The following is a 23,488-nucleotide window of genomic DNA, read 5'->3' as shown; positions in this document are numbered from 1 at the left end:
GGTGTGCCGAGTTGCATGTATCGCGAGCAAGCCCGCTCCCACAAGGTTTTGGCGTTGGGTCGACTACTTGGGATAGCCCGCACGTTTCATTTCGCGCTCAGTGGATTGCTGGGCGGCCGCCAGGGCTTGGTCCACCGTGGTCTGGCCAATCAGCGCTGCCGAGAACAATTTGCCGACCTGGGTGCCGATGGCCTGGAACTCAGGAATCGTCACCAATTGAATACCCACATAAGGCACAGACTTGAGGGTCGGGTCTTTGGGGTTGGCGGCTTTGAGCGACTCCAGCGTGACTTTGGCAAATGGCGCGGCCTGCAGGTAGGCGTCGGTGTAGGTCGAGTTGCGCGTGCCCGGCGGCACATTGGCGATGCCGTCTTTTTCAGCCACTAAAGCGCCGTACTCCTTGGAAGTTGCCCAGGTGCTGAAGGTTTTTGCGGCGTCTTTGGCTTTGGAGCTGGTAGGAATGGCCAGTGCCCAGGAGTAAAGCCAGGCGCTGCCTTTGTCGGTGACTTGATGCGGGGCAAAGGTGAAGCCGACATGGTCAGCAACTTTGCTCTGGGTTTTGTCAGTGACAAATGACCCGGCGACGCTGGCGTCAACCCAGATCGCGCATTTGCCGCTGTTGAACAGCGCCAGGTTTTCGTTAAAACCATTACTGGTCGCCCCTGGAGGGCCGTACTCCTTCAGGGTGTTGACGTAGAAGTTCAGGGCGTTTTTCCATTCAGGGCCGGTAAATTCTGGCTGCCACTTCTCATCGAACCAGCGCGCGCCATAGGCGTTGGCCACAGTGCCGATCAAGGCCATGTTCTCGCCCCAACCCGCTTTGCCGCGCAGACAAATACCGTATTGCTCCTTATCGGGCTTGTTCAGTTGTTTGGCAAAGCCTGCGATCTGCTCCCAGGTCGGGTGCTCAGGCATGGTCAGCCCTGCCTCTTTGAACAGATCGGTGCGGTAATAGGTCATGGAGCTTTCGGCGTAAAACGGCAGGGCGTAGAGCGTGCCGTTGACTGACAAACCATCACGTACTGACGGGAACACGTCTTCGATGGCGTACGTGGCGGGCAAGTCGGTCATGGGTTCGAGCCAGCCTTTGGCACCCCACAGTGCGGCTTCGTACATGCCAATGGTCAGTACGTCGAACTGGCCGCCCTGGGTCGCAATATCGGTGGTCAGGCGCTGACGCAGGACGTTCTCTTCGAGGACGACCCAGTTGAGCTTGATATCGGGGTGTTCGCTCTCGAAGGTTTTCGCGAGCTTTTGCATACGGATCATGTCGCTGTTGTTGACCGTGGCGATGGTCAGGGTTTGCGCGCCCAAGGCGATGCCGCTGAGGGTCATGCAAGTCGCCACACACAACGCTTTGACAGGAATATTCATTGAGCACTCCTCTTCATCGGCCAGGCGGCTTTTGAAGGACGGTTATTGTTTTTATAGCTGCCGGCCCAGAGACCTGCACGTGGGCTGATTACAGCCCTCAATCACCGTCGTGACAAAGCTTTGGAAACACTTGAACCGATACTATTTTGCACTGCGCTGGCGTTCACCCGGCAGCGGCTGGTTTTGCTCGGTTAAACGCTGGACGGCAAGGCGCCGATAGTGTGATGGAGTCATGCCTTTGAGCTGCTGAAAACGCCGATTGAAGTTGGAAATATTATTGAATCCCGACTCAAAACAGACGTCGGTGACGGCTTTTTCGCCGTCGGCCAGCAGCTCGCAGGATTTGCTGATGCGCAAACGGTTCACAAACTCGATAAAACAACGCCCGGTGGCCTGTTTGAACACCCGCGAGAAATAGGTCGGTTTCATGCCCATGTACGCGGCCACTTCTTCCAGGGTCAACTCGCGGGCGTAGTGAGTAAAAATATAATCCACGGCGCGGTTGGTACGGTCGATGGTCTGCTCGTCAGCCAGGTGCCCGGCCGTCACGCCAGACAACAACTGATAATCGTCGCAGTCGGCCAGCAACTGCAGCAGGATCAAAAAGTGCCCGAGGCGGGTGGTGCCGGTGGCGTCAGCAATGGCCTGCATCAGGTCGACCGCCCGGCGAATGGTTTTAGCGCAACGAAACTCGATGCCGTACTGCGCCCGCTCAAGCATCGGCGTCAGGGCTTTCAGCTCGGTGAACACCGCGCTCGCATTCTCGAGCATTTCATCGGTGAAGTTGACCAGCATGTCGCGCAGGGGCACCACTTCATCCTCGCCCACCTGGCTGATCCAGTTGTGGGGCAGGTTAGGCCCGGTCAGAAACAGTGTTTCAGGGTAAAAATTGCCGATATAGTCGCCGACAAACACTTTACCGCTGCTGGCCATAATCAGGTGCAGCTCGTACTCCTTGTGGAAGTGCCAGCGGACCAAGGGGCAAGGGAAACCATGCTGGCGATAAATGATCGACAAGCCGTTATGGTCGTCCATCAGTTCGTAGGAAGGGTCGGTAGCTCTGGCGAGTCGCGTCATGATTTCGCGCTTATTCGGGTTGTTATGGGGCGATCATGCCGCCTTATCTAAATTCCTACCAGCTACGGTTATTACTCCGTCGCAATTGAAGCGACGATCTGTACGCAAAGGGCCTGGTTCAATGAAAACACTGTTACTGATCGGCATCGGCGCAGGTGACCCGGAGCACATCACCGTCCAGGCGATTAACGCCCTCAACCGCGCATCGGTATTTTTTGTGCTGGATAAAGGCCAGGCCACTGAAGATCTGGTGCGTCTGCGCCTGGAAATCTGCGAGCGTTACATCCGCGAACCCGCGTACCGGGTGGTACAGGTCAGTGATCCGCAGCGTGACAGCTCGACCCCTTCCTACACCCAGGGCGTGGAGGACTGGCATGAGCAGCGCGCCGAAGTGTTCCAGCGCCTGATTGATAATGAACTGGCCGAGGGCGAGTCGGGGGCGTTTCTGTTATGGGGGGAGCCGGGGTTGTACGACAGTACGTTGCGTATTCTGGAGCGGGTGCGGGCCAATGGCTGCTCCGGCTTCGACTACGAAGTGATCCCCGGCATCAGCAGTGTGCAGGTATTGGCGGCGCGCCATCGCGTGCCCCTGAACGGTATTGGCCAGCCGATTCGTATTACCACCGGGCGACGATTGGCCGCCGCAGACCTGGACAACGTGGTGGTGATGCTTGATGCCCACTGCGCGTTTCAAAGGTTTACCCAGGAAAACCTCGACATTTATTGGGGCGCTTATCTGGGCACCGCCGATGAAATCCTGATTGCCGGCAAGCTCGCCGACGTGTGCGAGCAGATCAAACAGACCCGCGAAGCCGCGAGACAACGCAAAGGCTGGATCATGGACACCTACTTGCTGCGTCGGCGCCTTGCACCCAACTTATGAGGTGAGTGGCCTGGCGCTGTTTTTCGCTTCGATCCACTGCGACATGTATTGCGTACTTTTATGCTGGTGATGACGCAGCATGGCGCCGGTGAAGTTGTTGCGCCGATGCTGCTCAAGCCCGGCGCGGCACGCGTTGATCCGTTGCACCAGCGCCGGGCCATGGTCGCTTTGCAGGTAGCGCGCCTGGAGCAATGCCTGGCCGTTTTGCTGGGCGTTTTGCCAGGCCTGCGGGTTTTGATACAGCTCAACCGCGGCGGCGGCAATGGCACTGGCGCTTTGTTCAATGGCACCGGCCCACGGCATGTCGCCGTGCATGCCTTCGGCGCCGATCGGGGTCGTCACGTTGGGCGTACCGCACAGCATGGCGTCGGCAATTTTGCCTTTGATTCCGGCGCCAAAACGCAGGGGGGCAAGGCAGATGCGGGCGTTGCTCATGACGGCCAGCGCGTCTTCGGCCCAGTTCAACACGTGAAAACCTTGCTTGGGGTTATGCAAGGCCGTGGCTTTGGGCGGCGTGTAGGCACCGTAGATATGCAACTGGGCATCGGGCAATTGCTGGCGGATCAGCGGCCAGACCTGAGTTTTCATCCATAGCACCGCGTCCCAGTTGGGCGCATGGCGAAAGTTGCCAATGCTCAAAAAGTGCTGGCGCTGCTCAAACGGCACGAATTCGCTCGGCACCTTGTCGACCATCAACGGGCACCAGTGCAACAAGGCGGCGGGCACGTGGAATTGCTCGACCAGCAGATCAATCTCGTATTCGGAGATCATCAGGTTCAGGTCGCTGCGATAGATGGCGGCAATTTCTCGCTGCGCCAGATCGGCATCGGCCATGTGTTCGAAGGTCTGCACGGGCGAGGGCGCAAACAGGCGGCTGAAGTCATCCTGCTCGGGATGATCTTTTAAGTGGGCCTTAAGTTGCAGATGGCGAGCATCACGCAGGCTTTGCAGGTCTGAGGTTTCCAGCACCCGCAGGGCATTCGGACAGTGCTTTTCGACCCGCCAGCCGAACTGCTCCTCCATCATGAAGCGGTCAAACAGCACGATATCCGGGGCCAGCTCACTGATAAAGGCATCAAAGCTGCTGTTGTTCAGCTCGATAGCAACCTCAGCAATGCCCAGGGCCGCCAGATCTGCCTTGTGTTCGCCAATCCCGGCAGGGCTGCTGAAGGTGAGGTGCCAGCCTTCCTGCAAGAAGCTCTCGATGATTTGCATCATATGTCCGCCTGCCGCCGAGGAGCGTGGCTCGGGCCACACGTAGCCAATGATCAGAACGTGGGTAGGGCGGGACAACGACATGAGCAGATCCTTGGAGCGCGGGGGAGGCTGAAAAAAGGCGGCAATTGTCGCGCAGTCAGGTGCGTATGACCAACTCGATTGTGGGAGTGGACAACTACCTCAACATTGACCTGTTACAAAGCACTGCGTAGCCTTGCACTTTCGAGGTTCTTCGCAACGCGAAGCTAAGACGGGAACGCGGTATGCCGCGGCTGCCCCCGCAACTGTAAACGGTCAATAACCCTGCCAGGCCACTGCTGATTCAGCGGGAAGGCGCAGGGCAGAGGTCAGCCGCTGGCAGACTTCCAGCCGTGAGCCAGGAGACCTGCCTCGTACCCGATTCTTACTTCAACCGGGCGGGGTGATCCGGTGGCGAAGAGTAACCGCACACACCAGGCGGTTCTCGTCCCGTTTGCCCGCCGCTTTGCCAAAGGGCATCCGATGAAAACACTGGCCAAAACCCCCGTCACTATCGTTACCGGCTTTCTCGGCTCGGGCAAAACTACCTTGCTGCGCCATATGCTGGACAACGCTCAAGGTCGTCGCATTGCCGTGATCGTCAACGAATTCGGCGAGCTGGGCATCGACGGTGAAATCCTCAAGCAATGCTCCATAGGCTGCACCGAAGAAGAAGCCAACGGCCGCGTGTATGAACTGGCCAACGGCTGCCTGTGCTGCACCGTGCAGGAAGAGTTCTTCCCGGTCATGCGCGAACTGGTTGCCCGTCGCGGCGACATCGACCACATCCTCATCGAAACCTCGGGCCTGGCCCTGCCAAAGCCGTTGGTTCAAGCCTTCCAGTGGCCAGAAATCCGTAGCGCCTGCACCGTTGACGCGGTCATCACCGTGGTTGACAGCCCGGCCGTTGCCCGTGGCACCTTCGCCGCCTTCCCGGACCAGGTCGACGCCCAGCGCAAACTCGACCCGAACCTGGACCACGAATCGCCCTTGCACGAACTGTTTGCTGATCAACTGGCCAGTGCAGACCTGGTGATCCTCAACAAAACCGACCTGATCAACCCTGAGGACCTGGCCAAAGTCCGTGCCGAAGTCGCTGAAGAACTGCCACCGGCGGTAAAAATCATCGAAGCCAGCAGCGGTCGCTTGCCGCTGGACGTGCTCTTGGGTCTGGGGGCCGGTTCTGAAGACCATATCGACAGCCGCCACAGCCATCACGATCATCACCACGATGGCGATGATGACCACGACGACCACGACCACGACGCCTTTGACTCGATCTCCATCGAGCTGCCACAAGCAGAAGAGCGCCAGTTGCTGGATGCGCTCACCGAGCTGGTCGTCAAACACGACATCCTGCGCGTTAAAGGCTTTGCCGCCATTCCTGGCAAACCGATGCGCTTGCTGATTCAGGGCGTGGGCACGCGTTTTGACAAGCACTTCGACCGCGCTTGGGGCAGCGACGAAGCACGCACCACCAAACTGGTGCTGATCGGTCAGGACCTGGACGCAGCCTTGCTCGAGTCCACACTGCGTACAGCGTTGGGCGCTTAAACCATGCATTTGCTCAGGACCCAGCCCGGTGGCTTTGTATCGGACGACAACATTGCCGACTTGGGCCAGACACCCGCTGAGCTGGTGATCCTGTGCAGCGGTGATTCAAGCCTGGCACTGCTCGCGGACGCCGCGCAGCAGTTGCCTGAAGATTATCCAAGCCTGCGTCTGGCCAACCCGATGCAGGTGCAAAATCACGGTTCGGTCGATCTGTACTTCGATCAGGTGTTGCAACACGCCAAAGTGATACTGCTGTCATTGCACGGCGGGATTGGTTACTGGCGCTATGGCATCGAGCGGTTGATGCAGTTGGCCGAGCGCGGCGTGACTTTGATTCTGGTGCCGGGCGATGACCGTCCCGACCCGGAGCTCAGCGCGTTGTGCAACGTACCCGCCGAACACGCCGAGCGCCTGTGGCACTTTTTACGCCAGGGCGGCCGGGCAAACGCGCTGCAACTCTATCGTTGCCTGGCCAGCCTGTGGCTGGGGCGCGATTATCCGTGGGGCGAGCCACAAACCTTGCCGCGTACGGCCATCTACCACCCGCAGCACGGTAGCGCTGAACTTGCCCACTGGCAAGCCGACTGGCAGGCCGGGCAGCCGGTAGCGGCATTGCTGTTCTATCGCTCGCACTTGCAGGCGGCCAATACCGCATTTGTCGATGTGTTTTGCCAGCGTTTACAGGCGGCCGGGCTTAACCCTTTGCCGATGGCGGTGGCCAGCCTTAAAGAGCCGGGTTGTCTGGCAGTGGTACAAGACCTGCTCGATGAGGTCGACGCCGGGGTCATCCTGAATACCACAGGTTTTGCCCAATCCAGCCCGGAAGCGCCGCATCTGCGGCCGTTCCGGCGCAATATTCCGGTGATTCAGGCGATTTGTGCTCAAGACAATGAACCCGGCTGGCGCGACAGCGAGCAAGGCTTGGGCCCGCGTGATTTGGCAATGCACATTGCCTTGCCCGAGCTGGATGGGCGAATTATCAGCCGCCCCATCAGCTTCAAAGACCTGGCCTGGCGCAGTGAGTGCAGCCAGTCAGACGTGGTGTGCTACCGCGCACAGCCCGAGCGTATGGACTTTGTCGCCGAGCTGGCACGGCGTTGGGTCGAATTGGCCCGTGTTCCTAACGCGCAAAAACGCATTGCCCTGATTCTGGCCAATTACCCGACCCGAGATGGTCGCATCGGCAATGGCGTGGGGCTTGATACCCCGGCGGCGGCGCTGAATATATTGCGCGCGTTACAGGCTCAGGGTTATCCGCTGCAAGACGACTTGCCCGCGTCGGGCACAGCGTTGATTCAAGCGCTATTGGGCGGGGTCAGTAACGATCTGGACAGCCTGGACCTGCGGCCCTGCCATCAGAGTTTGGGCCTGGATGAGTACTGGGCAATGTTCAATCAGTTGCCCGAAGCCAATCGCCAGGCCGTGAACGAGCGCTGGGGCACGCCGCACAACGATCCGATGTTTCGAAGTGGCCGCATGATGATTGCCGGGCTGCGTTTTGGTTTGACCTTTGTCGGCATTCAGCCAGCCCGGGGTTATCAGGTGGACGCCAGCGCGGTGTATCACGACCCGGATCTGGTGCCGCCGCACGGGTATCTGGCGTTCTACTTCTGGTTGCGCCACACCTTTGGCGCCCATGCCGTGGTGCACGTGGGCAAACACGGCAACCTGGAATGGTTGCCGGGCAAAGGCGTCGGCCTGTCTGAGCACTGCTGGCCGGATGCGATACTCGGCCCGCTGCCCAATGTTTACCCGTTTATTGTCAACGACCCGGGTGAAGGCGCACAGGCCAAGCGGCGCACCCAGGCGGTGATCATCGACCATTTGATGCCGCCGCTGACCCGCGCCGAAACCTACGGCCCGCTGCGTGATCTGGAACTGCTGGCCGATGAATATTACGAGGCGCAGTTGCTCGACCCGCGCCGCGCCCGTGAATTGCAGGGCGATATTCTCAAGCTGGTGCGCGACACCCACATTGATCGCGAACTGCAACTGGACGATAACCTCGACAGCGACGCGGATGCGGCTATTTGGTTGCCGCGTCTTGATACCTATTTGTGCGACCTCAAAGAGTCGCAAATCCGCGACGGGCTGCATGTTTTCGGCGAATCCCCGGCCGGGCGACTGCGTATCGACACCTTGCTGGCGTTGCTGCGCATCCCCCGTGGCGATGGTCGTGGCGCCCAATCAAGCCTGTTGCGCGCATTGGCCAAAGCCTTTGAGCTGGGCTTCGACCCGCTGGACTGTGCGCTGGCCGAACCGTGGACCCAGCGTCAGCCACCTGAGTTGCAAGCCGTCAGCGAGGCGCTGTGGCGCACCGCAGGCGACACCCGTGAGCGTCTTGAGCTGTACGCCGCACAGTTAATCGAGCAAGCGCTGGACGGCGGCTTGCAGTTGCCGGGCTGTGAGCAATGGGCTGAAGTCCGCTCGATTTTTGATGCTTTGCTGGATGTTGTCGCACCGCGTCTGGACGCGTGTGGGCCGGCAGAGATGCAGGGTTTGCTGGATGCCCTGAACGGGCGTTTTGTACCAGCGGGACCCAGTGGCGCGCCGAGTCGCGGGCGTCTGGATGTACTGCCCACCGGCCGTAACTTTTTTTCAGTCGATGTGCGCAATCTACCGACGACCACTGCGTGGCGGATTGGTTTTCAGTCCGCCAACCTGATTCTTGAACGTCACCTGCAAGACCATGGCGATCACTTGCGGCAACTGGGGTTGTCAGTGTGGGGCACGGCGACCATGCGCACGGGCGGCGATGACATCGCCCAGGCCATGGCGCTGATGGGCGTGCGCCCGGTCTGGGCCACGGGCAGCCAGCGCGTCGATGACTTCGAGATTTTGCCGGTCAGCCTGCTCGACCGGCCTCGGGTCGACGTGACCTTGCGGGTCTCAGGGTTTTTCCGGGACGCCTTTGCCAACCTGATCCGTCTGTTTGACGCGGCGGTGCAGGCGGTGGCGGCGCTGGATGAACCGGACGACCTCAACCCGCTGGCCGCCAAAGTGCGCAGCGAACGCGAACAACTTGAACGGGACGGCCTGGCCCCGGAACTTGCCGCGCGGCAGGCGGGCTGGCGCATTTTCGGCGCCAAGCCGGGTGCCTACGGCGCAGGCGTGCAAAACGCGATTGACGGGCGCCTGTGGCAAAGCCGCGAAGACCTGGCCGAGGTTTACCTCAACTGGGGCGGCTACGCCTATGGTGGCGCCGATGAAGGCACCGCTGCTCGCGGGCAGTTTGCCCAGCGCTTGAGCCAGGTGCAGGCGGTGGTGCAGAACCAGGACAACCGCGAGCATGATTTGCTCGATTCCAACGACTATTACCAGTTCCAGGGCGGTATGCTGGCGGCCGTCGAGAGTCTGAGCGGTACGACGGCGGCCAGTTACCATGGCGATCACAGCCAGCCGGACTTGCCGAAAGTACGCACCCTCAAGGAAGAGTTGAATCGGGTGATCCGTTCCCGTGCTGCCAATCCAAAGTGGATCGAAGGGGTAAAACGTCACGGCTATAAAGGTGCGTTCGAGATGGCGGCGACGCTCGACAACCTGTTCGCGTTTGACGCGACCACCCAATTGATCGATGACCACCAGTACGCGTTGCTTGCCGATGCCTACTTGCTGGACCCGAACACCCGTGATTTCGTCCAGCAACACAACCCGCACGCCTTGCGCGACATGACCGAACGCCTGCTGGAAGCCCAGCAACGCGGGCTCTGGAGCGAACCGGGCGACTACCGCGAGGCGTTGGAAAACCTGTTGCTGGACATTGAAGAAGACTGACTTTTGAAAGGGCTCAACCCATGACGGACACCCCGCATTTCCCGCTGTCGGCGGTGGTTGGCGCGGATTCATTGAAACTGGCGCTGTGCCTGACGGCGATTGACCCGAAAATCGGCGGTGTGTTGATCGAAGGTCCGCGTGGCATGGCCAAATCGACTTTGGCCCGTGGCCTGGCGGATGTGCTGGCCAGCGGGCCATTTGTCACCTTGCCGCTGGGCGCCACCGAAGAGCGGCTGGTGGGCACCCTTGATCTGGACGCTGCGCTGGGCCAGGGCAAGGCGCAGTTTTCACCCGGCGTGTTGGCCAAGGCTGATGGCGGCGTGCTGTATGTCGATGAAGTCAACCTGCTGGCCGATCATCTGGTAGACGTGCTGCTGGACGTCGCGGCCAGCGGCATCAATGTGGTGGAGCGTGACGGCATTTCCCATCGTCACCCGGCGCGCTTTGTACTGATTGGCACCATGAACCCTGAAGAAGGTGAACTGCGCCCGCAATTGCTCGACCGTTTTGGCCTGAACGTGGCCATGAACGGCCAGCCGCAGCCGGCTGAACGCAGTGAAATCATCCGTCGCCGGCTGGCCTTTGACAGCGACCCGCAGGGTTTTTGCGCGCACTGGGAACAGGCACAAGAGACTTTGCGCCAGCGCTGCCAGCAGGCCCGCAAGAGTTTGCAGGGCATTGCACTGGACGATGACTCGCTGGCCATCATTACTGAACGCTGCTTCGCTGCAGGCGTGGATGGCATGCGCGCTGATCTGGTCTGGCTGCGTGCCGCGAGGGCGCATGCCGCATGGCGGGGGGCAACGGCAATCAGCCTCGAAGACATTGATGCCGTGGCCGAGTTCGCCTTGCGCCATCGTCGCCGCGAACAGCCGCCACAAGCGCCAACCCCCGAGCAGCCTCAGTCTCAGGATAAGTCGGCGGGAAGCTCCAGCCGTTCAGGCCAAGGCCAGTGGGGTGAAATGCCTGCGCAGCCGCAAGCCATGGGCGCTCGACGTGAAGTGCCTAGCTGGCCAAAAAAGCCTTAGGCATTCGCCCTCGTACAACGGCGGGGGTGGATGCCAAACCTCAGTCGGGCACCCTTGAGCAAGGTCGGCAGGGCGCCAGTCGCCGTGCTGACAGCGGCGCCATTGATTGGCTGCAAACACTGTTGCGAGGCCGTCCACAGAATCGCAACGACCTGGCTTTTAAAAGCCGTAAAAGTGCTGCGCAGGAACTGTGGCTGGTGGTCATTGATGCTTCGGCCTCAACCCGTCGGCATCAGGCACTGGGCGATGCCAAAGGCTTGTTGGCGCAACTGTTTGAAGATGCTTACCGCCAACGTGCCCGAGTTGCCGTGATGACGGCCAGTGGCAGCGCACCACACTGGCACGTCAGCGGTGCCAAGGCTTCAAAAGCGCTGGATAACTGGTTGCAGAGTTTGGGAGCGGGTGGCGGCACGCCGTTGCTGGAAGCGTTGCAAGAGGTATCGCGCTGGCTTGAAGTGCGTCGCAAGCAGTTGCCGCAAGAGCAACAGCGCTTTTTGCTGATCACCGACGGGCGTTTAAAAGAAGGGCAGGCGTTACCGAAGCTGGACTGTCCGGGGGTATTGATTGATATCGAGCGAGGCCCGATTCGTCTGGGGCGTGCTGAGCAAATGGCCGCGCAGTTGCAGATCGATTACCTGCATATTGACGCGTAACCAACTGCCTCGCGATCGTTTAAAAAATCAAAAGATCGCGAGGCAAGCTCGCTCCTACAAGTAGGGCGGTTGTTAAGCCGGCATTACCCAAGGCTGTAGCGCGTAGCCTTCGTCGCTCAATTCGGTACGGGCCTGGGCCAGCAGGTTTTTCAGCTGGGTGGCATCAGACAGCGCGCTCAGCGAGATTTGTTTGCGGCCAATACGGGTGTTGGTGCGGTCAATAACTGTCAGGCTCAATTCGCCTTGGCCATCGGGCGCTGCCCAGGCAACGCACTGAAAAGGTTCAAAGGCGTGGCCGGCAATCAAAAGTGCTTCGTTGAAACGGAGCGGGGCGTTCATAGGGTCTTCTCTCATGTGTGCCCATCAAATGATTAACCGTCGGCTGGGCGTACCGTTCGGTTGGTTACTTGTACTGATGTCCTGAGACCTGCTTCGGGTCACACACGCGTGTCACTTTTTTTAATTTTTTTTTACCTCATTGATTTAAATCAATTCTGAAAGGCTGCCTGCATCCGCTTAAATGGCTGTTGCAGCGGCATGATGTCACTTTGGGTTGGCAAAGTTTAATTGGCTATTACCGTTATAAAGAAACGGTACAAGTCACCGCCAATCCAGTTGCTAACGTTACGCTCACCCATATCAACACTTTGTTTCTACGACTCTTTTTACTCAATGGCGCGAGGGATTAGCCATGCTTGGAATGTCATCACCTCGGCGTCTGTTAGTAGTAGATCCTTTCGAAGATTGTCACCAGTTATTACCAGGGCTTCAGAGTATCGGCTGGTCGGTGGACAGTTGCAGCCTGGAGTCTGTGATTGATCGGCCGTGTGACGTCGGTTTGTTTCGCTTGCTGCCTGAGCACCTGGAACGGCCCGACCCGCTCAAAAAAATGCTCAACCGCAGTGGTACGCAATGGATCGCTGTCGTCAGCCCCGAGGTGTTGAAGCTTAAAAATGTCGGCGACTTTGTCTGTGAGTGGTTCTTTGATTTCCATACCTTGCCCTTTGATGTACCACGGGTTGAGGTGACGCTCGGTCGTGCATTCGGCATGGCTCGGTTGCGTGATCATGAGGTCAACCTTGTCGAGACTGAGGGGCATGAACTGCTGGGTGATAGCCGCAGCTTGCGCGAATTGCGCAAACTGCTCGGCAAATTTGCCCCCACCGAATCGCCGATCCTGATCCGGGGTGAAAGCGGTACTGGCAAAGAGCTGGTTGCGCGAACGTTGCATCATCAGTCCCTGCGTCACGACAAGCCGTTTGTGGCGATCAATTGCGGGGCAATTCCCGAGCATTTGATTCAATCCGAGCTGTTTGGTCACGAAAAGGGCGCATTTACCGGCGCTCACCAACGCAAGATCGGGCGTATCGAGGCGGCCAATGGTGGCACACTGTTCCTCGATGAAATCGGTGACCTGCCACTGGAATTGCAAGCCAACCTCTTGCGGTTTTTGCAGGAAAAACACATTGAACGGGTCGGTGGCGGCGAACTGATCACCGTCGATGTCCGGGTTTTGGCGGCCACCCATGTCAACCTTGAAGCGGCGATCCAGTCTGGCCGTTTTCGCGAGGACCTGTACTACCGCCTCAATGTGTTACAGGTCTCTACCGTCCCGTTGCGTGAATTGCATGGTGACCTGAGCCTGCTGGCCAATCACTTTGCCCGCTTTTACAGCCAGGAGACTGGCCGGCGCCCGCGCTCGTTCAGTGAGGGCGCCCTGATCGCGATGGGCAATCATGCCTGGCCGGGCAATGTTCGCGAACTGGCCAACCGTGTCCGTCGCGGCCTGGTGCTGGCTGAAGGCCGACAAATCGAAGCGGCTGACCTGGGCCTCGAGTCCCACACCACGACTCAGCAAGTCATGGAGACCCTTGAAGACTATAAACATCGGGCTGAACGGCAGGCACTGTGTGATGTGTTGCATCGCCACTCGAATAACCTGAGCGTTGCGGCCAAAGTGCTCGGTGTGTCCCGGCCTACTTTTTATCGGTTATTGCACAAGCACCAAATTCGTTAGGACGCGGTGGTTGTGCGGCAGCGGCCATCAGTGCGGCGAGGGCATAAACCAAAGGCTTGAGAGCATCAGCGGATTTCATTGCAGACTCCGAACTTTATTCACCAGACCAACGTGTTTCGTGTTCTTGTTGATTTAAACGGTAAGCAGAACAGAGCAATACCTGTGCCGTTGTTAAACAACTCTTTCAAAACAGTAAGTTGCAAGAACTTGTTTGGCGGTAACGCAGCACAGTGTTTCAGATATGAGTCGGCTTAAGTGTTAACGCCTGTATTGGCAAAGCAATGATGTATCAACCTCTTTACAGTTTTGCTTAAAAGCCTTAAACCCCAGTGTTATAAGGCGTTAAGCCCCGGCGAGTGTTTCAGCGGGTTTACGCGAGTAAACGCTGTACGGCCGCAAAGGCCTGTTGCTGTCGAGTATTCCAATCACCGGTCAGAACTTGCAGCGTTTGCTGGTGCTGTTCGAGCCATTGCCGGCTGGCGTTGAAAAAAACTTGGCGTTCGGCAAGCAACGGTTGGCAGCGTTGACCGTCTTGCGTCCATTCAACGTCGTCGGGTGACAGCAGCAAATGCAGGTCGTAGTGACGGCTGAGCAACTGCGACTCCAGCCAGTCCGGGCAGTCGCCAAACAACGTCTGACTCCAGAGTATGTTGCTCAATAAGTGAGTATCCAGAATCAACAATTCAGGTTGCCTGGCGCGGGCCTGATCTTCCCAGTCGAGTTGCCCGCGGGCGATGGTCGCAATGTCGGCCAGGCAGGTATCGCGCGGGTTTTGCTCAATGAAGTAGCGCACATACTCGCCCACCAACACGCCACCAAAATGAGCCTGCAATTGCGCCGCGAGCCAGCTTTTGCCGCTGGATTCCGGACCTGCCAAAACCACGACCTTCATGTGCGCAGCACCACCAGCCCTGACATTGGCAACCCTTGGTTGAGAGAGAAAGCCGGGGATTGTACCCGGAGTCATTGCATCTTTGGGAATCCCTGCACACTACATCTCTGCACACAGTCAGGGCAGTCAGCAGTGAGCCGACGAAGAAGCTTTAAATGCTGTAAGCGTACTTATATGGATACAAAACGCGCCCTTATTAGCCATGAGGCATGGAACCTGATCTCTACACTTTTTAATTATTGTGCCGTTCAGGACAACACCTTATGTCTGCTTCTTTACACCAACACACCCCATCGCTGATAGCGCTCGACCCACGCGGGCTGAGTATTCGCCAAGTGGCTTATTACCGCCAAAACGCTCAGGAGGCGGTGCAGGCGCGGACTAACCGACACGTCTTCAGCCCTATCGGCGTGCTCAAGGAGCAGTGGGATCCGCGCTTATCAGCCCTGCATGAAAACGACACGAGTGTCAGGCCCAACCAACGCATGAGTTACTCACTGTCGGGCCGACTGCTGTTGAGTGACAGCGTCGACCAAGGGCAGGGGATCAGTTGGCTGGGCAGTTCTGGCCAGGTGATCCGGCGCTGGGACTCACGCGGCGCTTGCCAAACGTTCGAATACGATCATTTGTTACGCCTGACCGGGGTAGCTGAGCAAGCCAGTGCCGAAAGCGTCCCCGTGTTTGTCGAGCAGTTGACCTACGGGTCGTCAATTCCCGGCGAGGCCATGCGCAACCGTTGTGGCCGATTGATTACTCATGCCGATCCGGCAGGTGATGTCCGCTTTGAGTCTTACGACGTACTTGGCCAACTGTCGAAGCAAATACGCCGCTTCAGTGACGAATCGCAGGACAGTGAAGGTCATACCAGTACCTGGCGTTATCAGGCCTCAGGTGAACTTGCCGAGCAGGTTGATGCCAAGGGCAATCTTCAGCGTACGGGCTATGCCGTGGATGGCTTGCTGACCGGCGTGAGCGTTACGCTTGCCCGCGGCAGCGCCCAAACCCTGGTTGAACAAAGGGTATACAGCGCATCCGGGCAAGTGCTGAGTGAGCGCGCGGGTAATGGCGTCGTCAGCGCGCTTGAGTACAACGCATTTGATCAGCGCCTGCAGCGCTTGCGCAGCTATCGGTCAGGCAAGGCCGAAGAGTCACTGCAAGACCTGGCCTACACGTATGACCGTGTTGGCAATGTGTTGAGCGTGAGTGACGCGGCGCAGCCGGTGCAGTGGTTTGATAACACGCGAACCAAGGCGCAGAACACCTACCGCTATGACAGCCTCTACCAACTGATTGACGCCACAGGCCGTGAAAGTAGCCGCGCTGCCAGCGGGTCGGGGCTGTTGGATGCCGAGCCTTTTGGCTCGACCCAGGCCAATCTGTGCCGTCACTACCGGCAAAGCTACCGCTACGATGCCAGCGGCAATCTGAGCGCCCTGCGACACCTGCCTGCCCAGGCCACGGGTTACACCCGGCAGATGAGCATCGCCACCCATAGCAACCACGCTGTAGAACAGGCTCCGGCTGGATTAGCGCCAGGATTAGGCAGCGGGTTTGATAAAAATGGTAACCAGTTGGCACTGCAGCCGGGGCAGACGCTCAGTTGGAATGTGCGCAATCAGTTGCAGCGTGCCATTCAGGTCGTGCGCCCTGATGGTGAGGACGATGACGAAACCTATCGCTATGACAGCAGTGGGCAGCGAGTGCTGAAGATCCGCCGTAGTCTGTCCAAAAACAAGACCCATCAAACCACCGTACGTTGCTTGCCCGGCCTGGAGATCCGGCGTAATAGTGCTACCGGCGAGTGGCTGAACACCGTTATCGTCTCAGGCGCACTGCACAGCATCCGGATCTTGCAGTGGGAGAAAGGTCGCCCTGAGGGCATTGAAAATCAGCAAATACGCTTTGCTCTTTCGGATAACCTGGGCAGCAGTACGCTGGAGCTGGATGGCAGCGCTCGAGTGCTGAGTCAGGAAACCTATTACCCCTATGGCGGCACCGCCTGGTGGGCGGCAAAGAGCGCGGTTGAAGCGTCCTATAAAACCATTCGTTACTCGGGTAAAGAGCGCGATGCCAGCGGTCTCTATTACTACGGGTATCGCTACTATGCGCCGTGGCTTGGGCGCTGGATCAATGCCGATCCAGGCGCAGACATCGATGGTTTAAACCTGTACGCAATGGCACGTGGCAACCCCGTCAGTTATGTCGACAGCCAAGGGATGGCGTCGAAGAAAGTGGCCTTAGGCGGCCCGGTCAGTCGTTTTTCGCAGATTCGCGGTGCAGCCGCACGCTTCTCCGAACGAGTTCGCCCGGCCTTGCAGGCGGCAAGCTCGGCTGCCATCCGTGACTCATTGGCGACCTACGCAAGCAACGCGCTTGGGGTGGGGGTCGATCTGCTGTTGTTTGCCGGCAGGCAACCGACCCGCGTCTTGAATAACGTACTGAGGCAAGTCGTTGCGGGGCTGGATTCCCTGGCAGTCTTTCACATGACGACGGGATTATTGGGTAATTGGACCCGGTTCAGCCCGCTGGCTGGAATAGCAGCTCTTGCAACTGCCGACAGAGGCTTTGCAAGCATGAACGATACTGGCGCAGTTGACCTTGAACAGGAATGGGACCCCGTAGCCCGACAGCGCTTGATTGGACATGTAAGGGCGTTTTCCAGGGAGGTAGGGCAACAAGTGGTACGAGGTCTGGGTACGTCTGTGTCATGGGGGCAAACGCCGCTGGCCGCACGCGCCCCCAGAACACTGATGGCAGCCGCGGCTTATGGCTTGGCCACGATCCCAAACGCGATTTACAGCGGTTCAATTCCCGGATCTTTAATCCCCAATGTAGGGCCCCTTATTGAGGCTTACGATGCCGCGGCAGGCAGTGCCATACGGGCTGGACACGCAACTTCTGTATACGACGCTCATGTAGACGCCATTCAACTGCCTGACCTTGCGGCCACTGGCCACGGCGGGTTAAGCCGAATGTTCAATCAAGCGTGGGGGTATTGGTCGGGAGCGGGCATTGAAGCCATTGCCGCTTATGTCACTGGCCAGCCCATTTCCGGGCAAAGCACGCGCGCCCGATTCTGGGTCGCTGCGGCACGCGGAGTAGCGACGGCGCTCACAGAGTTTCGTGGTCTTTTGGTGCTAACCGCAAGACAGGGTTATAGCCGCTTATCCAGCCTGTGGCGCACGACATCACGCTGAATCAAGATCTTTCGTTTTACGAGGGGGGCGCAGGTCGATCGGCATCAACCGATCGACCTTTGGGCAAGTGCGATCAGGACAAAAATCCGCCATCCACATTCAGCGATACACCCGTGGTGTAGCTGGACGCATCGCTGGCCAAGTACAGCACTGCACCGGCCATTTCGCTCGGGTTGGCCACGCGCTTGAGCGGGATTTGTTGCAGTGCGCCTTTGAGAATGGCGTCGTTCTTGACCAGTGCTGAAGCGAACTTGGTATCGGTCAGGCCCGGCAGCAGCGCATTGCAGCGGATGCCGAAACCCGCACACTCCTTGGCAAAAACCTTGGTCATGTTGATGACCGCAGCTTTTGTCATTGAGTAAATGCCCTGAAATGGCCCCGGCGAGACACCGTTGATCGAGGCCACGTTGATGATGCTGCCGCCGCCGTGTTCGCGCATCAGCTTGCCGGCTTCAACCGACATAAAGAAGTAGCCACGAATATTCACGTCGACTGTTTTCTGGAACGCGCCCAGGTCTGTATCCAGGACGTTGCCAAACTGAGGGTTGGTCGCCGCGTTGTTGACCAGAATATCGAGGCGACCAAACTCTTCGCGAATACGCGCAAAGGTCCGGGTGATTTGCTCCATTTCACCAATGTGGCAGGCCATGGCTGTCGCGGTGCCGCCATTGGCAATGATCGCCTCAGCCACTGGCTGGCAACCTTCGAGCTTGCGGCTCGAGACAATCACATGGGCGCCTTGCTGGGCCAGAAGCTTGGCGATGGCCTCACCTATGCCGCGACTTGCGCCGGAAACAAAGGCGATTTTGCCGTCAAGGTCGAACAATTGAGTCTTGGACATGCTGATTCCCTGTTTATCGCGGGCTTAAAGGCTGGACTGGCGGATAACCTTGAGGCTCATCTGCTCAAGCAGTGCGTTCATATGTACGAACGGTGCAAAGCGTTTGTCCTGGGTCTGACCATGGTAGTAGCGGTAGTAAATTTGCTGAACGATACCGGCCAGACGAAACAGTCCGTAGGTGTAGTAAAAGTCGTAATTATCGATCTGAATCCCTGACCGTTCGGCGTAGTAGTCGACGAACTCGCGGCGGGTCAACATGCCGGGGGCATTGCTGGGCTGGCGGCGCATCAGTTGAACCGGTGCCGGGTCGTCAGCTTCGATCCAGTAGGCGAGAGTATTGCCCAAATCCATCAATGGATCGCCAATGGTCGTCAGTTCCCAGTCCAGCACGCCGATGATCTGCATCGGGTTGTTTGGATCAAGTATCACGTTGTCGAAGCGATAGTCATTATGAACAATCGCAGAGGTGGGATGGTCGGCGGGCATCTTGGCGTTAAGCCACGCCTTGACCTCTTCCCAAAGCGGAGCATCTGGGGTCAGGGCTTTTTCATAGCGATCGCTCCAGCCTGAGATTTGGCGCTGGACATAACCTTCTGGCTTGCCCAGTTCGCCCAGGCCGCAGGCGGCGTAATTAACCCGATGCAATTCGACCAGTTTGTCGATAAAACTCTTGCACAGGGTCCGGGTATCGTCGGCGCTGAACGCCAGTTCGCGCGGCAGGTCTGAGCGTAAAATGATGCCCTTGACCCGTTCCATCACATAGAACTCGGAACCGATCAGGCTGGTATCGGTGCAATGGGCATAGGCTTTGGGGCAGTACGGGAACGCGTCCTTAAGCTGGTTGAGAATGCGGAATTCTCGGCCCATATCGTGAGCCGACTTGGCTTTATGGCCGAACGGCGGGCGGCGAAGGACCAACTCAACGCCCGGGTACTCAATCAAGTAGGTCAGGTTGGAGGCCCCACCCGGAAACTGGCTAATTGCCGGTTGCCCCGAAAGCCCCGGAATATGAGCTTTGAGGTAAGGATCAATCTGGCTGGCGTCGAGCTCTTCGCCAGAACGGATACGGGTAGATGAGTCGGTAAGCGTCATGTTTATCTCTTCTGCTTATTTTTGTGACCTGACAACATTCGCTAATTTAATGCGCCGTAACGCCAAGCACAGCCTTAATAGGTACGCGTGTTAGTGAATAATCAGTGTCCTTGATTGGCATTGAGTGAAGCACAGCTAAAAAAAAACCGAAGCACGGGGCTTCGGTTTTCAGGATGTTGCGTGTGGCTTACGACGGGAAAAGTTCGCTCAGCTTCATGGCCAGCATCATGTCGCCTTCAGCGCGCAGTTTGCCGCCCATGAACGCTTGCATGCCGTCGGTTTCGCCGCTGACGATGCCTTCCAGGGTTTCGCCGTCCATCACCAGAGTCACTTGTGCGTCCGGGTTTTCGCCTTCCAGCAATTCGCACGTGCTGTCTTTGACTACCAGCGAGAAGTGCTTGTCTTCATCAATGCGAAAACCGAATACCAGGTCCAGGCCGGCAGCAGCGGCTGGGTTGAATTTGGCTTTCATTGCTTGAACGGCATCAGCTACAGAAGTCATGGTTCGATCCTTTTAGGGTGGGTTACGGCGACCCGCAGGTCGCGGTTGCCAGCGCTCATCGGTAGGTGATCAGCGATGGCGTCTTCAACAACTGCAAATGCACATGGTTGTTGAAGGAAGCCAGGGTTACCTCACGGCCACGGTACTTGAGTTGGCTGAGCGAGGTATTGACGATTTGCCAGGTCAGCTTGAAGGCTTCGCTGGCAGGAATTTGGGTCAACAGGTGGAGCAGGGCAGTGATGCTGCCGCCGGAAGTGAACACGGCAATGTTTTGTTTATGCCCGGCGTGGTCAAGCACGCGATTGAGGCCGCCTTGTACGCGCTCGACAAAGGCCAACCAGCTTTCGATCTGCGCGGTGTCATAGGTACCGCTGAGCCAGCGCGCAATAATCAGATCAAAGATGCGCTGAAACTCTTCTGGCTGTTCAGCTGCATTTTTCAGCGTGTGCAGGGCGTTCGGTTCTTGCGGCAAAATGCCTGGCAGCAGGGCATCGAGAATCCCGAACGCATCAAACTCATTAAACGCCGGGTCTATTTCCAGTGCGGGCGTGGGTAAGCCGGCGGCAGTGAACTGGGCGAGGGCATGTTCGGCGGTGTGTTGCTGGCGCAGTAAATCACCCGACAGACAGCGATCAAAGCGTATCCCCAAGTCAACCAGATGCTGACCTGTGATTTGCGCCTGACGTACACCCAGCGGCGACAGCACGTCGTAGTCGTCTGCACCGAATGAGGCCTGTCCATGTCGAATCAAATAGATGATGCCCACGTCCGCTTCCCGGCACGTTGAAAGTCTGGCGAGGTTAGGAGGATGCCGGGAGCCTGTCAATAAAAAAACATACGCTTGTTTGAATTGTCTGTAAGCACCGTCGACAAGGTGTTTCGCGGCTGGCAGCCCCGGTATCACGTCGGTATGCTGGGCAGCATTACGTGGCCCTGTCCCGAGGGCTGCAAGCGTTTGTAAGGAGAGGCTGTGGAATTTCTTGCCGAATACGCCAGTTTTTTGGCTAAAACCGTCACCCTGGTGGTTGCCATTCTGGTTGTCCTGGTGACCCTGGCAGCATTGCGTGGCAGAGGTCGCAAGACTGCCGGGCAATTGCAAGTCAGCAAGATGAACGAGTTTTATAAAGGCCTGCGCGACAAGCTCGAGCAATCACTGTTGTCCAAGGATCAACTCAAGTCGTTGCGCAAGCAGCAGGCCAAAGTCGATAAAAAGCAGAAGAAACAACCGGAAGAAAAGCCGCGGGTCTTCGTACTGGACTTTGAAGGCGATATCAAAGCCTCGGCAACCGAGAGCCTGCGTCATGAAATTACGGCATTGCTGACACTGGCCACACCGGCTGACGAAGTGGTTTTGCGTCTGGAAAGCGGCGGGGGTATGGTCCATAGCTACGGTTTGGCCTCATCGCAGCTGGCGCGTATTCGACAGGCCGGCATCCCGCTGACCATTTGCATCGACAAAGTGGCCGCCAGCGGCGGTTACATGATGGCGTGTATCGGGCAAAAAATTATCAGCTCGCCGTTCGCGATTTTAGGGTCTATCGGGGTGGTGGCGCAGTTGCCAAACGTCAACCGCCTGCTTAAAAAGCACGACATTGATTACGAAGTACTGACCGCTGGCGAGTACAAGCGCACCTTGACGGTATTCGGTGAGAACACCGAAAAAGGCCGTGAAAAGTTCCAGCAGGACCTGGATATCACTCATCAATTGTTCAAGAACTTCGTGGCCCAGTACCGCCCGCAACTTGACATTGATCAGATTGCCACCGGGGAAGTCTGGTTGGGTGTAGCTGCGGTCGATAAGTTGCTGGTGGATGAGTTGAAAACCAGCGATGAGTATTTGTCTGAGCGTGCTAAACAAGCGCAGCTGTTTCATTTGCATTATGCCCAGCGTAAAAGCTTGCAAGAGCGTGTTGGCCTTGCCGCCAGTCACTCTGTTGAGCGCGTGGCTGACTCACTGTGGGGGCGTTTGACCCAACAACGTTTCTGGTAACGAGCGTCCCGGTTGCGATTTGATTGCGTAACCGGGTTTTATTAAATGTGCGTTACTTATATAGGCGGCTCGTTCGAATTACAGTTGTATTCACATGCTGAACCATCAGATATTCAATTAAATTTATCTGTGCTCTGTCTATAAGCTGATTTTTCAAATTTTAGATGAGGGCTTATGCCATGACCGACACACTGAATGTCCCCGAGTTATCTCCCTCCCAAGTACCCCCTCTCACGGCTGAGCAATGGCTTAATACTGAAGTGCAACACCCCCATCAGACTTTTATTGAGCAGTAATTGCCTGCATGGTTCAAGGCTGCATCGCCGACATTGCGCGAAACATTGCGCCAAACCATGTTGCAGTGGCACACGACTCAAACCGAAATTGCCCCTGTATTCGCCAGTATCCAGTCGATAGAACAGTTTGCTGTGCCCTTATTGGAAACCGCCTTGACGGCCCATGGATGGGGCTCTATCAACCTCAGGACCCATGGTTTCAAACAGGTCCGTTTGTTAAGCAATGCGGTTTTGTTCTTAGCCAATCAGCAAACGAGTCTGGTCGATTGTCTGGCCAAATTTATATTGCCCGAGTCTTTGATCCCCACGTCTCTGGAAGTCAATCTGATTTCCAGTACAAGCCATCATGACGTGATGCAGGCGGCCTTACAGAACTTTGAGCACGCTGAAACAGTCAAGGGTGGATTTGACCCGGGCACAACCCTTTACAAGGTTCAAAGCAACGGGTTTGTTAATTTACCGGAGTATGAACCTGAAAAATTTGCTCGCATCTGCCGCGACCTCAATCTTGGCGAGCAATACCAGTCGCACCTGGACAGTATCTTCACGCCCGTTGAAATAGACTATGAGGTCACGGATCAGCGCTTCAAAGCCTTTCAACTTAAAGTGGCGTTCATTAAAAATAAGCGTCTTGAGTTTTCGGCTGAGTTGCATGTCGCGTTCATGAAGCGCCATGTGACTGCCGATAATTATAATTTTATACTGGCTGAGCTCTTGAACTACGCGCTTGCTTGGCAGGATAGGCCTAACGTCCACAGCACGTTAAGAGTTATGGGCTTTGAAGTGCCTGGAATGATTGTTTGGTGGCCCGAGAAGCTTCAGGCGAGTGAATCGCAGCGCTGCATCGTGTACTTGCCACAGGCGCCAAAACAAACTTTTTACGAATTTGAAACGATCGATCAGTTCAAAATTAATTTGCGTGAGCGGCTTAAACAGCGTGAGTTTTCAGACTACTTTGTGAAGTTGATACCCTTGCGTTATCGTGCTGAGTTCATTAGAAGAATCGATCTTAAAAAAGTGGCTTGGGATTCTTTGTTATTACTTCGCCCGCCTATTATTAATTAACCTGCCATTTTCAACGA

The 23,488-nt window shown here is 57.2% G+C and carries 18 protein-coding genes and 1 riboswitch; of the genes, 9 read left to right on the top strand and 9 right to left on the bottom strand.

The window, feature by feature from the left end; all coding sequences use genetic code 11:
* Window positions 1–63 precede the first annotated feature (63 nt).
* Together GHO32_RS11865 and GHO32_RS11860 are read right to left on the bottom strand one after the other, a co-directional pair.
* A complete protein-coding gene (locus GHO32_RS11865; protein ID WP_153335919.1) occupies window positions 64–1,374 on the bottom strand; it encodes a sugar ABC transporter substrate-binding protein in 1,311 nt (436 codons plus the stop codon).
* 141 nt (window positions 1,375–1,515) lie between these two features.
* Window positions 1,516–2,451: an AraC family transcriptional regulator gene (locus GHO32_RS11860; RefSeq protein ID WP_123749107.1), complete on the bottom strand. Its 936-nt coding sequence runs from the start codon at window positions 2,449–2,451 to the stop codon at window positions 1,516–1,518.
* Between the two features lie 121 nt (window positions 2,452–2,572).
* Here GHO32_RS11860 and cobF point away from each other — a divergent pair, with 121 nt between their 5' ends.
* Window positions 2,573–3,334 (top strand): precorrin-6A synthase (deacetylating), encoded by a 762-nt coding sequence (cobF, locus tag GHO32_RS11855; RefSeq protein ID WP_153335920.1) that lies wholly within the window; start codon window positions 2,573–2,575, stop codon window positions 3,332–3,334.
* Here the strand turns inward: cobF and GHO32_RS11850 are convergent.
* Complete coding sequence (locus GHO32_RS11850; RefSeq protein WP_153335921.1) at window positions 3,329–4,633, bottom strand: glycosyltransferase; 1,305 nt, start codon at window positions 4,631–4,633, stop codon at window positions 3,329–3,331. The genes cobF and GHO32_RS11850 overlap by 6 nt on opposite strands.
* 127 nt (window positions 4,634–4,760) lie before the next feature.
* Window positions 4,761–4,960: riboswitch (cobalamin riboswitch) on the top strand.
* Window positions 4,961–5,053: 93 nt separating this feature from the next.
* On the opposite strand from GHO32_RS11850, the gene cobW reads away from it, so the two are divergent.
* The 4 genes from cobW to GHO32_RS11830 all read left to right on the top strand — a co-directional run bounded on the left by cobW (window position 5,054) and on the right by GHO32_RS11830 (window position 11,579).
* Window positions 5,054–6,124, top strand: coding sequence for a cobalamin biosynthesis protein CobW (gene cobW / locus GHO32_RS11845; RefSeq protein ID WP_153335926.1), 1,071 nt, complete (start codon window positions 5,054–5,056; stop codon window positions 6,122–6,124).
* Window positions 6,125–6,127: 3 nt separating this feature from the next.
* Window positions 6,128–9,898 carry a cobaltochelatase subunit CobN gene (gene cobN / locus GHO32_RS11840; protein WP_153338047.1) on the top strand — a complete coding sequence of 1,257 codons (3,771 nt, stop codon included), beginning with the start codon at window positions 6,128–6,130 and terminating at the stop codon, window positions 9,896–9,898.
* Between the two features lie 20 nt (window positions 9,899–9,918).
* Window positions 9,919–10,926, top strand: a complete 1,008-nt coding sequence (locus GHO32_RS11835) for an ATP-binding protein (RefSeq protein WP_153335392.1) — start codon at window positions 9,919–9,921, stop codon at window positions 10,924–10,926.
* A 110-nt stretch (window positions 10,927–11,036) separates the two neighbouring features.
* Window positions 11,037–11,579 carry a VWA domain-containing protein gene (locus tag GHO32_RS11830; RefSeq protein ID WP_153335395.1) on the top strand — a complete coding sequence of 181 codons (543 nt, stop codon included), beginning with the start codon at window positions 11,037–11,039 and terminating at the stop codon, window positions 11,577–11,579.
* 72 nt (window positions 11,580–11,651) lie between these two features.
* Here GHO32_RS11830 and GHO32_RS11825 read toward each other — a convergent pair whose 3' ends face one another.
* A complete protein-coding gene (locus GHO32_RS11825) occupies window positions 11,652–11,918 on the bottom strand; it encodes a hypothetical protein (protein WP_153335391.1) in 267 nt (88 codons plus the stop codon).
* A gap of 352 nt (window positions 11,919–12,270) precedes the next feature.
* Here GHO32_RS11825 and GHO32_RS11820 point away from each other — a divergent pair, with 352 nt between their 5' ends.
* Window positions 12,271–13,596 (top strand): sigma-54 dependent transcriptional regulator, encoded by a 1,326-nt coding sequence (locus GHO32_RS11820; RefSeq protein ID WP_153335390.1) that lies wholly within the window; start codon window positions 12,271–12,273, stop codon window positions 13,594–13,596.
* A gap of 370 nt (window positions 13,597–13,966) precedes the next feature.
* Here GHO32_RS11820 and GHO32_RS11815 read toward each other — a convergent pair whose 3' ends face one another.
* Complete coding sequence (locus tag GHO32_RS11815; RefSeq protein ID WP_153335389.1) at window positions 13,967–14,488, bottom strand: AAA family ATPase; 522 nt, start codon at window positions 14,486–14,488, stop codon at window positions 13,967–13,969.
* 263 nt (window positions 14,489–14,751) lie between these two features.
* Between GHO32_RS11815 and GHO32_RS11810 the strand changes: the two genes are divergently transcribed.
* Window positions 14,752–17,685: an RHS repeat-associated core domain-containing protein gene (locus GHO32_RS11810; RefSeq protein WP_153338046.1), complete on the top strand. Its 2,934-nt coding sequence runs from the start codon at window positions 14,752–14,754 to the stop codon at window positions 17,683–17,685.
* Between the two features lie 73 nt (window positions 17,686–17,758).
* Here the strand turns inward: GHO32_RS11810 and GHO32_RS11805 are convergent, their stop codons facing one another.
* The 4 genes from GHO32_RS11805 to GHO32_RS11790 form a co-directional block, all read right to left on the bottom strand.
* Complete coding sequence (locus GHO32_RS11805; protein WP_153335387.1) at window positions 17,759–18,526, bottom strand: SDR family oxidoreductase; 768 nt, start codon at window positions 18,524–18,526, stop codon at window positions 17,759–17,761.
* Between the two features lie 24 nt (window positions 18,527–18,550).
* A complete protein-coding gene (locus GHO32_RS11800) occupies window positions 18,551–19,618 on the bottom strand; it encodes a phosphotransferase family protein (protein WP_153335386.1) in 1,068 nt (355 codons plus the stop codon).
* Window positions 19,619–19,805: 187 nt separating this feature from the next.
* The gene (locus tag GHO32_RS11795) at window positions 19,806–20,120 is read right to left on the bottom strand and encodes an SCP2 sterol-binding domain-containing protein (protein WP_123749121.1); all 315 of its coding nucleotides are present in this window, start codon (window positions 20,118–20,120) and stop codon (window positions 19,806–19,808) included.
* Between the two features lie 55 nt (window positions 20,121–20,175).
* Window positions 20,176–20,886: a histidine phosphatase family protein gene (locus tag GHO32_RS11790; RefSeq protein ID WP_123749122.1), complete on the bottom strand. Its 711-nt coding sequence runs from the start codon at window positions 20,884–20,886 to the stop codon at window positions 20,176–20,178.
* A 204-nt stretch (window positions 20,887–21,090) separates the two neighbouring features.
* On the opposite strand from GHO32_RS11790, the gene sohB reads away from it, so the two are divergent.
* Entirely contained in the window at window positions 21,091–22,110 is a 1,020-nt protein-coding gene (sohB, locus tag GHO32_RS11785; protein ID WP_368668359.1) for a protease SohB, read from the top strand.
* Window positions 22,111–22,406: 296 nt separating this feature from the next.
* Window positions 22,407–23,471 carry a dermonecrotic toxin domain-containing protein gene (locus GHO32_RS11780; protein ID WP_153335384.1) on the top strand — a complete coding sequence of 355 codons (1,065 nt, stop codon included), beginning with the start codon at window positions 22,407–22,409 and terminating at the stop codon, window positions 23,469–23,471.
* Window positions 23,472–23,488: the final 17 nt, after the last annotated feature.

Source organism: Pseudomonas sp. FSL R10-2189 (genome assembly GCF_009600325.1).
Lineage (GTDB): Bacteria > Pseudomonadota > Gammaproteobacteria > Pseudomonadales > Pseudomonadaceae > Aquipseudomonas > Aquipseudomonas helleri.
Note: the sequence above shows the minus strand (reverse complement) of the source record. Positions and strands in the feature narration are given on the sequence as shown.

Bases quoted from the DNA above. Each gene is read 5' to 3' on its own strand.
- GHO32_RS11865 (WP_153335919.1), bottom strand. From the start codon at position 1,374: ATGAATATTCCTGTCAAAGCGTTGTGTGTGGCGACTTGCATGACCCTC.
- GHO32_RS11860 (WP_123749107.1), bottom strand. From the start codon at position 2,451: ATGACGCGACTCGCCAGAGCTACCGACCCTTCCTACGAACTGATGGAC.
- cobF (WP_153335920.1), top strand. From the start codon at position 2,573: ATGAAAACACTGTTACTGATCGGCATCGGCGCAGGTGACCCGGAGCAC.
- GHO32_RS11850 (WP_153335921.1), bottom strand. From the start codon at position 4,633: ATGTCGTTGTCCCGCCCTACCCACGTTCTGATCATTGGCTACGTGTGG.
- cobW (WP_153335926.1), top strand. From the start codon at position 5,054: ATGAAAACACTGGCCAAAACCCCCGTCACTATCGTTACCGGCTTTCTC.
- cobN (WP_153338047.1), top strand. From the start codon at position 6,128: ATGCATTTGCTCAGGACCCAGCCCGGTGGCTTTGTATCGGACGACAAC.
- GHO32_RS11835 (WP_153335392.1), top strand. From the start codon at position 9,919: ATGACGGACACCCCGCATTTCCCGCTGTCGGCGGTGGTTGGCGCGGAT.
- GHO32_RS11825 (WP_153335391.1), bottom strand. From the start codon at position 11,918: ATGAACGCCCCGCTCCGTTTCAACGAAGCACTTTTGATTGCCGGCCAC.
- GHO32_RS11820 (WP_153335390.1), top strand. From the start codon at position 12,271: ATGCTTGGAATGTCATCACCTCGGCGTCTGTTAGTAGTAGATCCTTTC.
- GHO32_RS11815 (WP_153335389.1), bottom strand. From the start codon at position 14,488: ATGAAGGTCGTGGTTTTGGCAGGTCCGGAATCCAGCGGCAAAAGCTGG.
- GHO32_RS11810 (WP_153338046.1), top strand. From the start codon at position 14,752: ATGTCTGCTTCTTTACACCAACACACCCCATCGCTGATAGCGCTCGAC.
- GHO32_RS11805 (WP_153335387.1), bottom strand. From the start codon at position 18,526: ATGTCCAAGACTCAATTGTTCGACCTTGACGGCAAAATCGCCTTTGTT.
- GHO32_RS11800 (WP_153335386.1), bottom strand. From the start codon at position 19,618: ATGACGCTTACCGACTCATCTACCCGTATCCGTTCTGGCGAAGAGCTC.
- GHO32_RS11795 (WP_123749121.1), bottom strand. From the start codon at position 20,120: ATGACTTCTGTAGCTGATGCCGTTCAAGCAATGAAAGCCAAATTCAAC.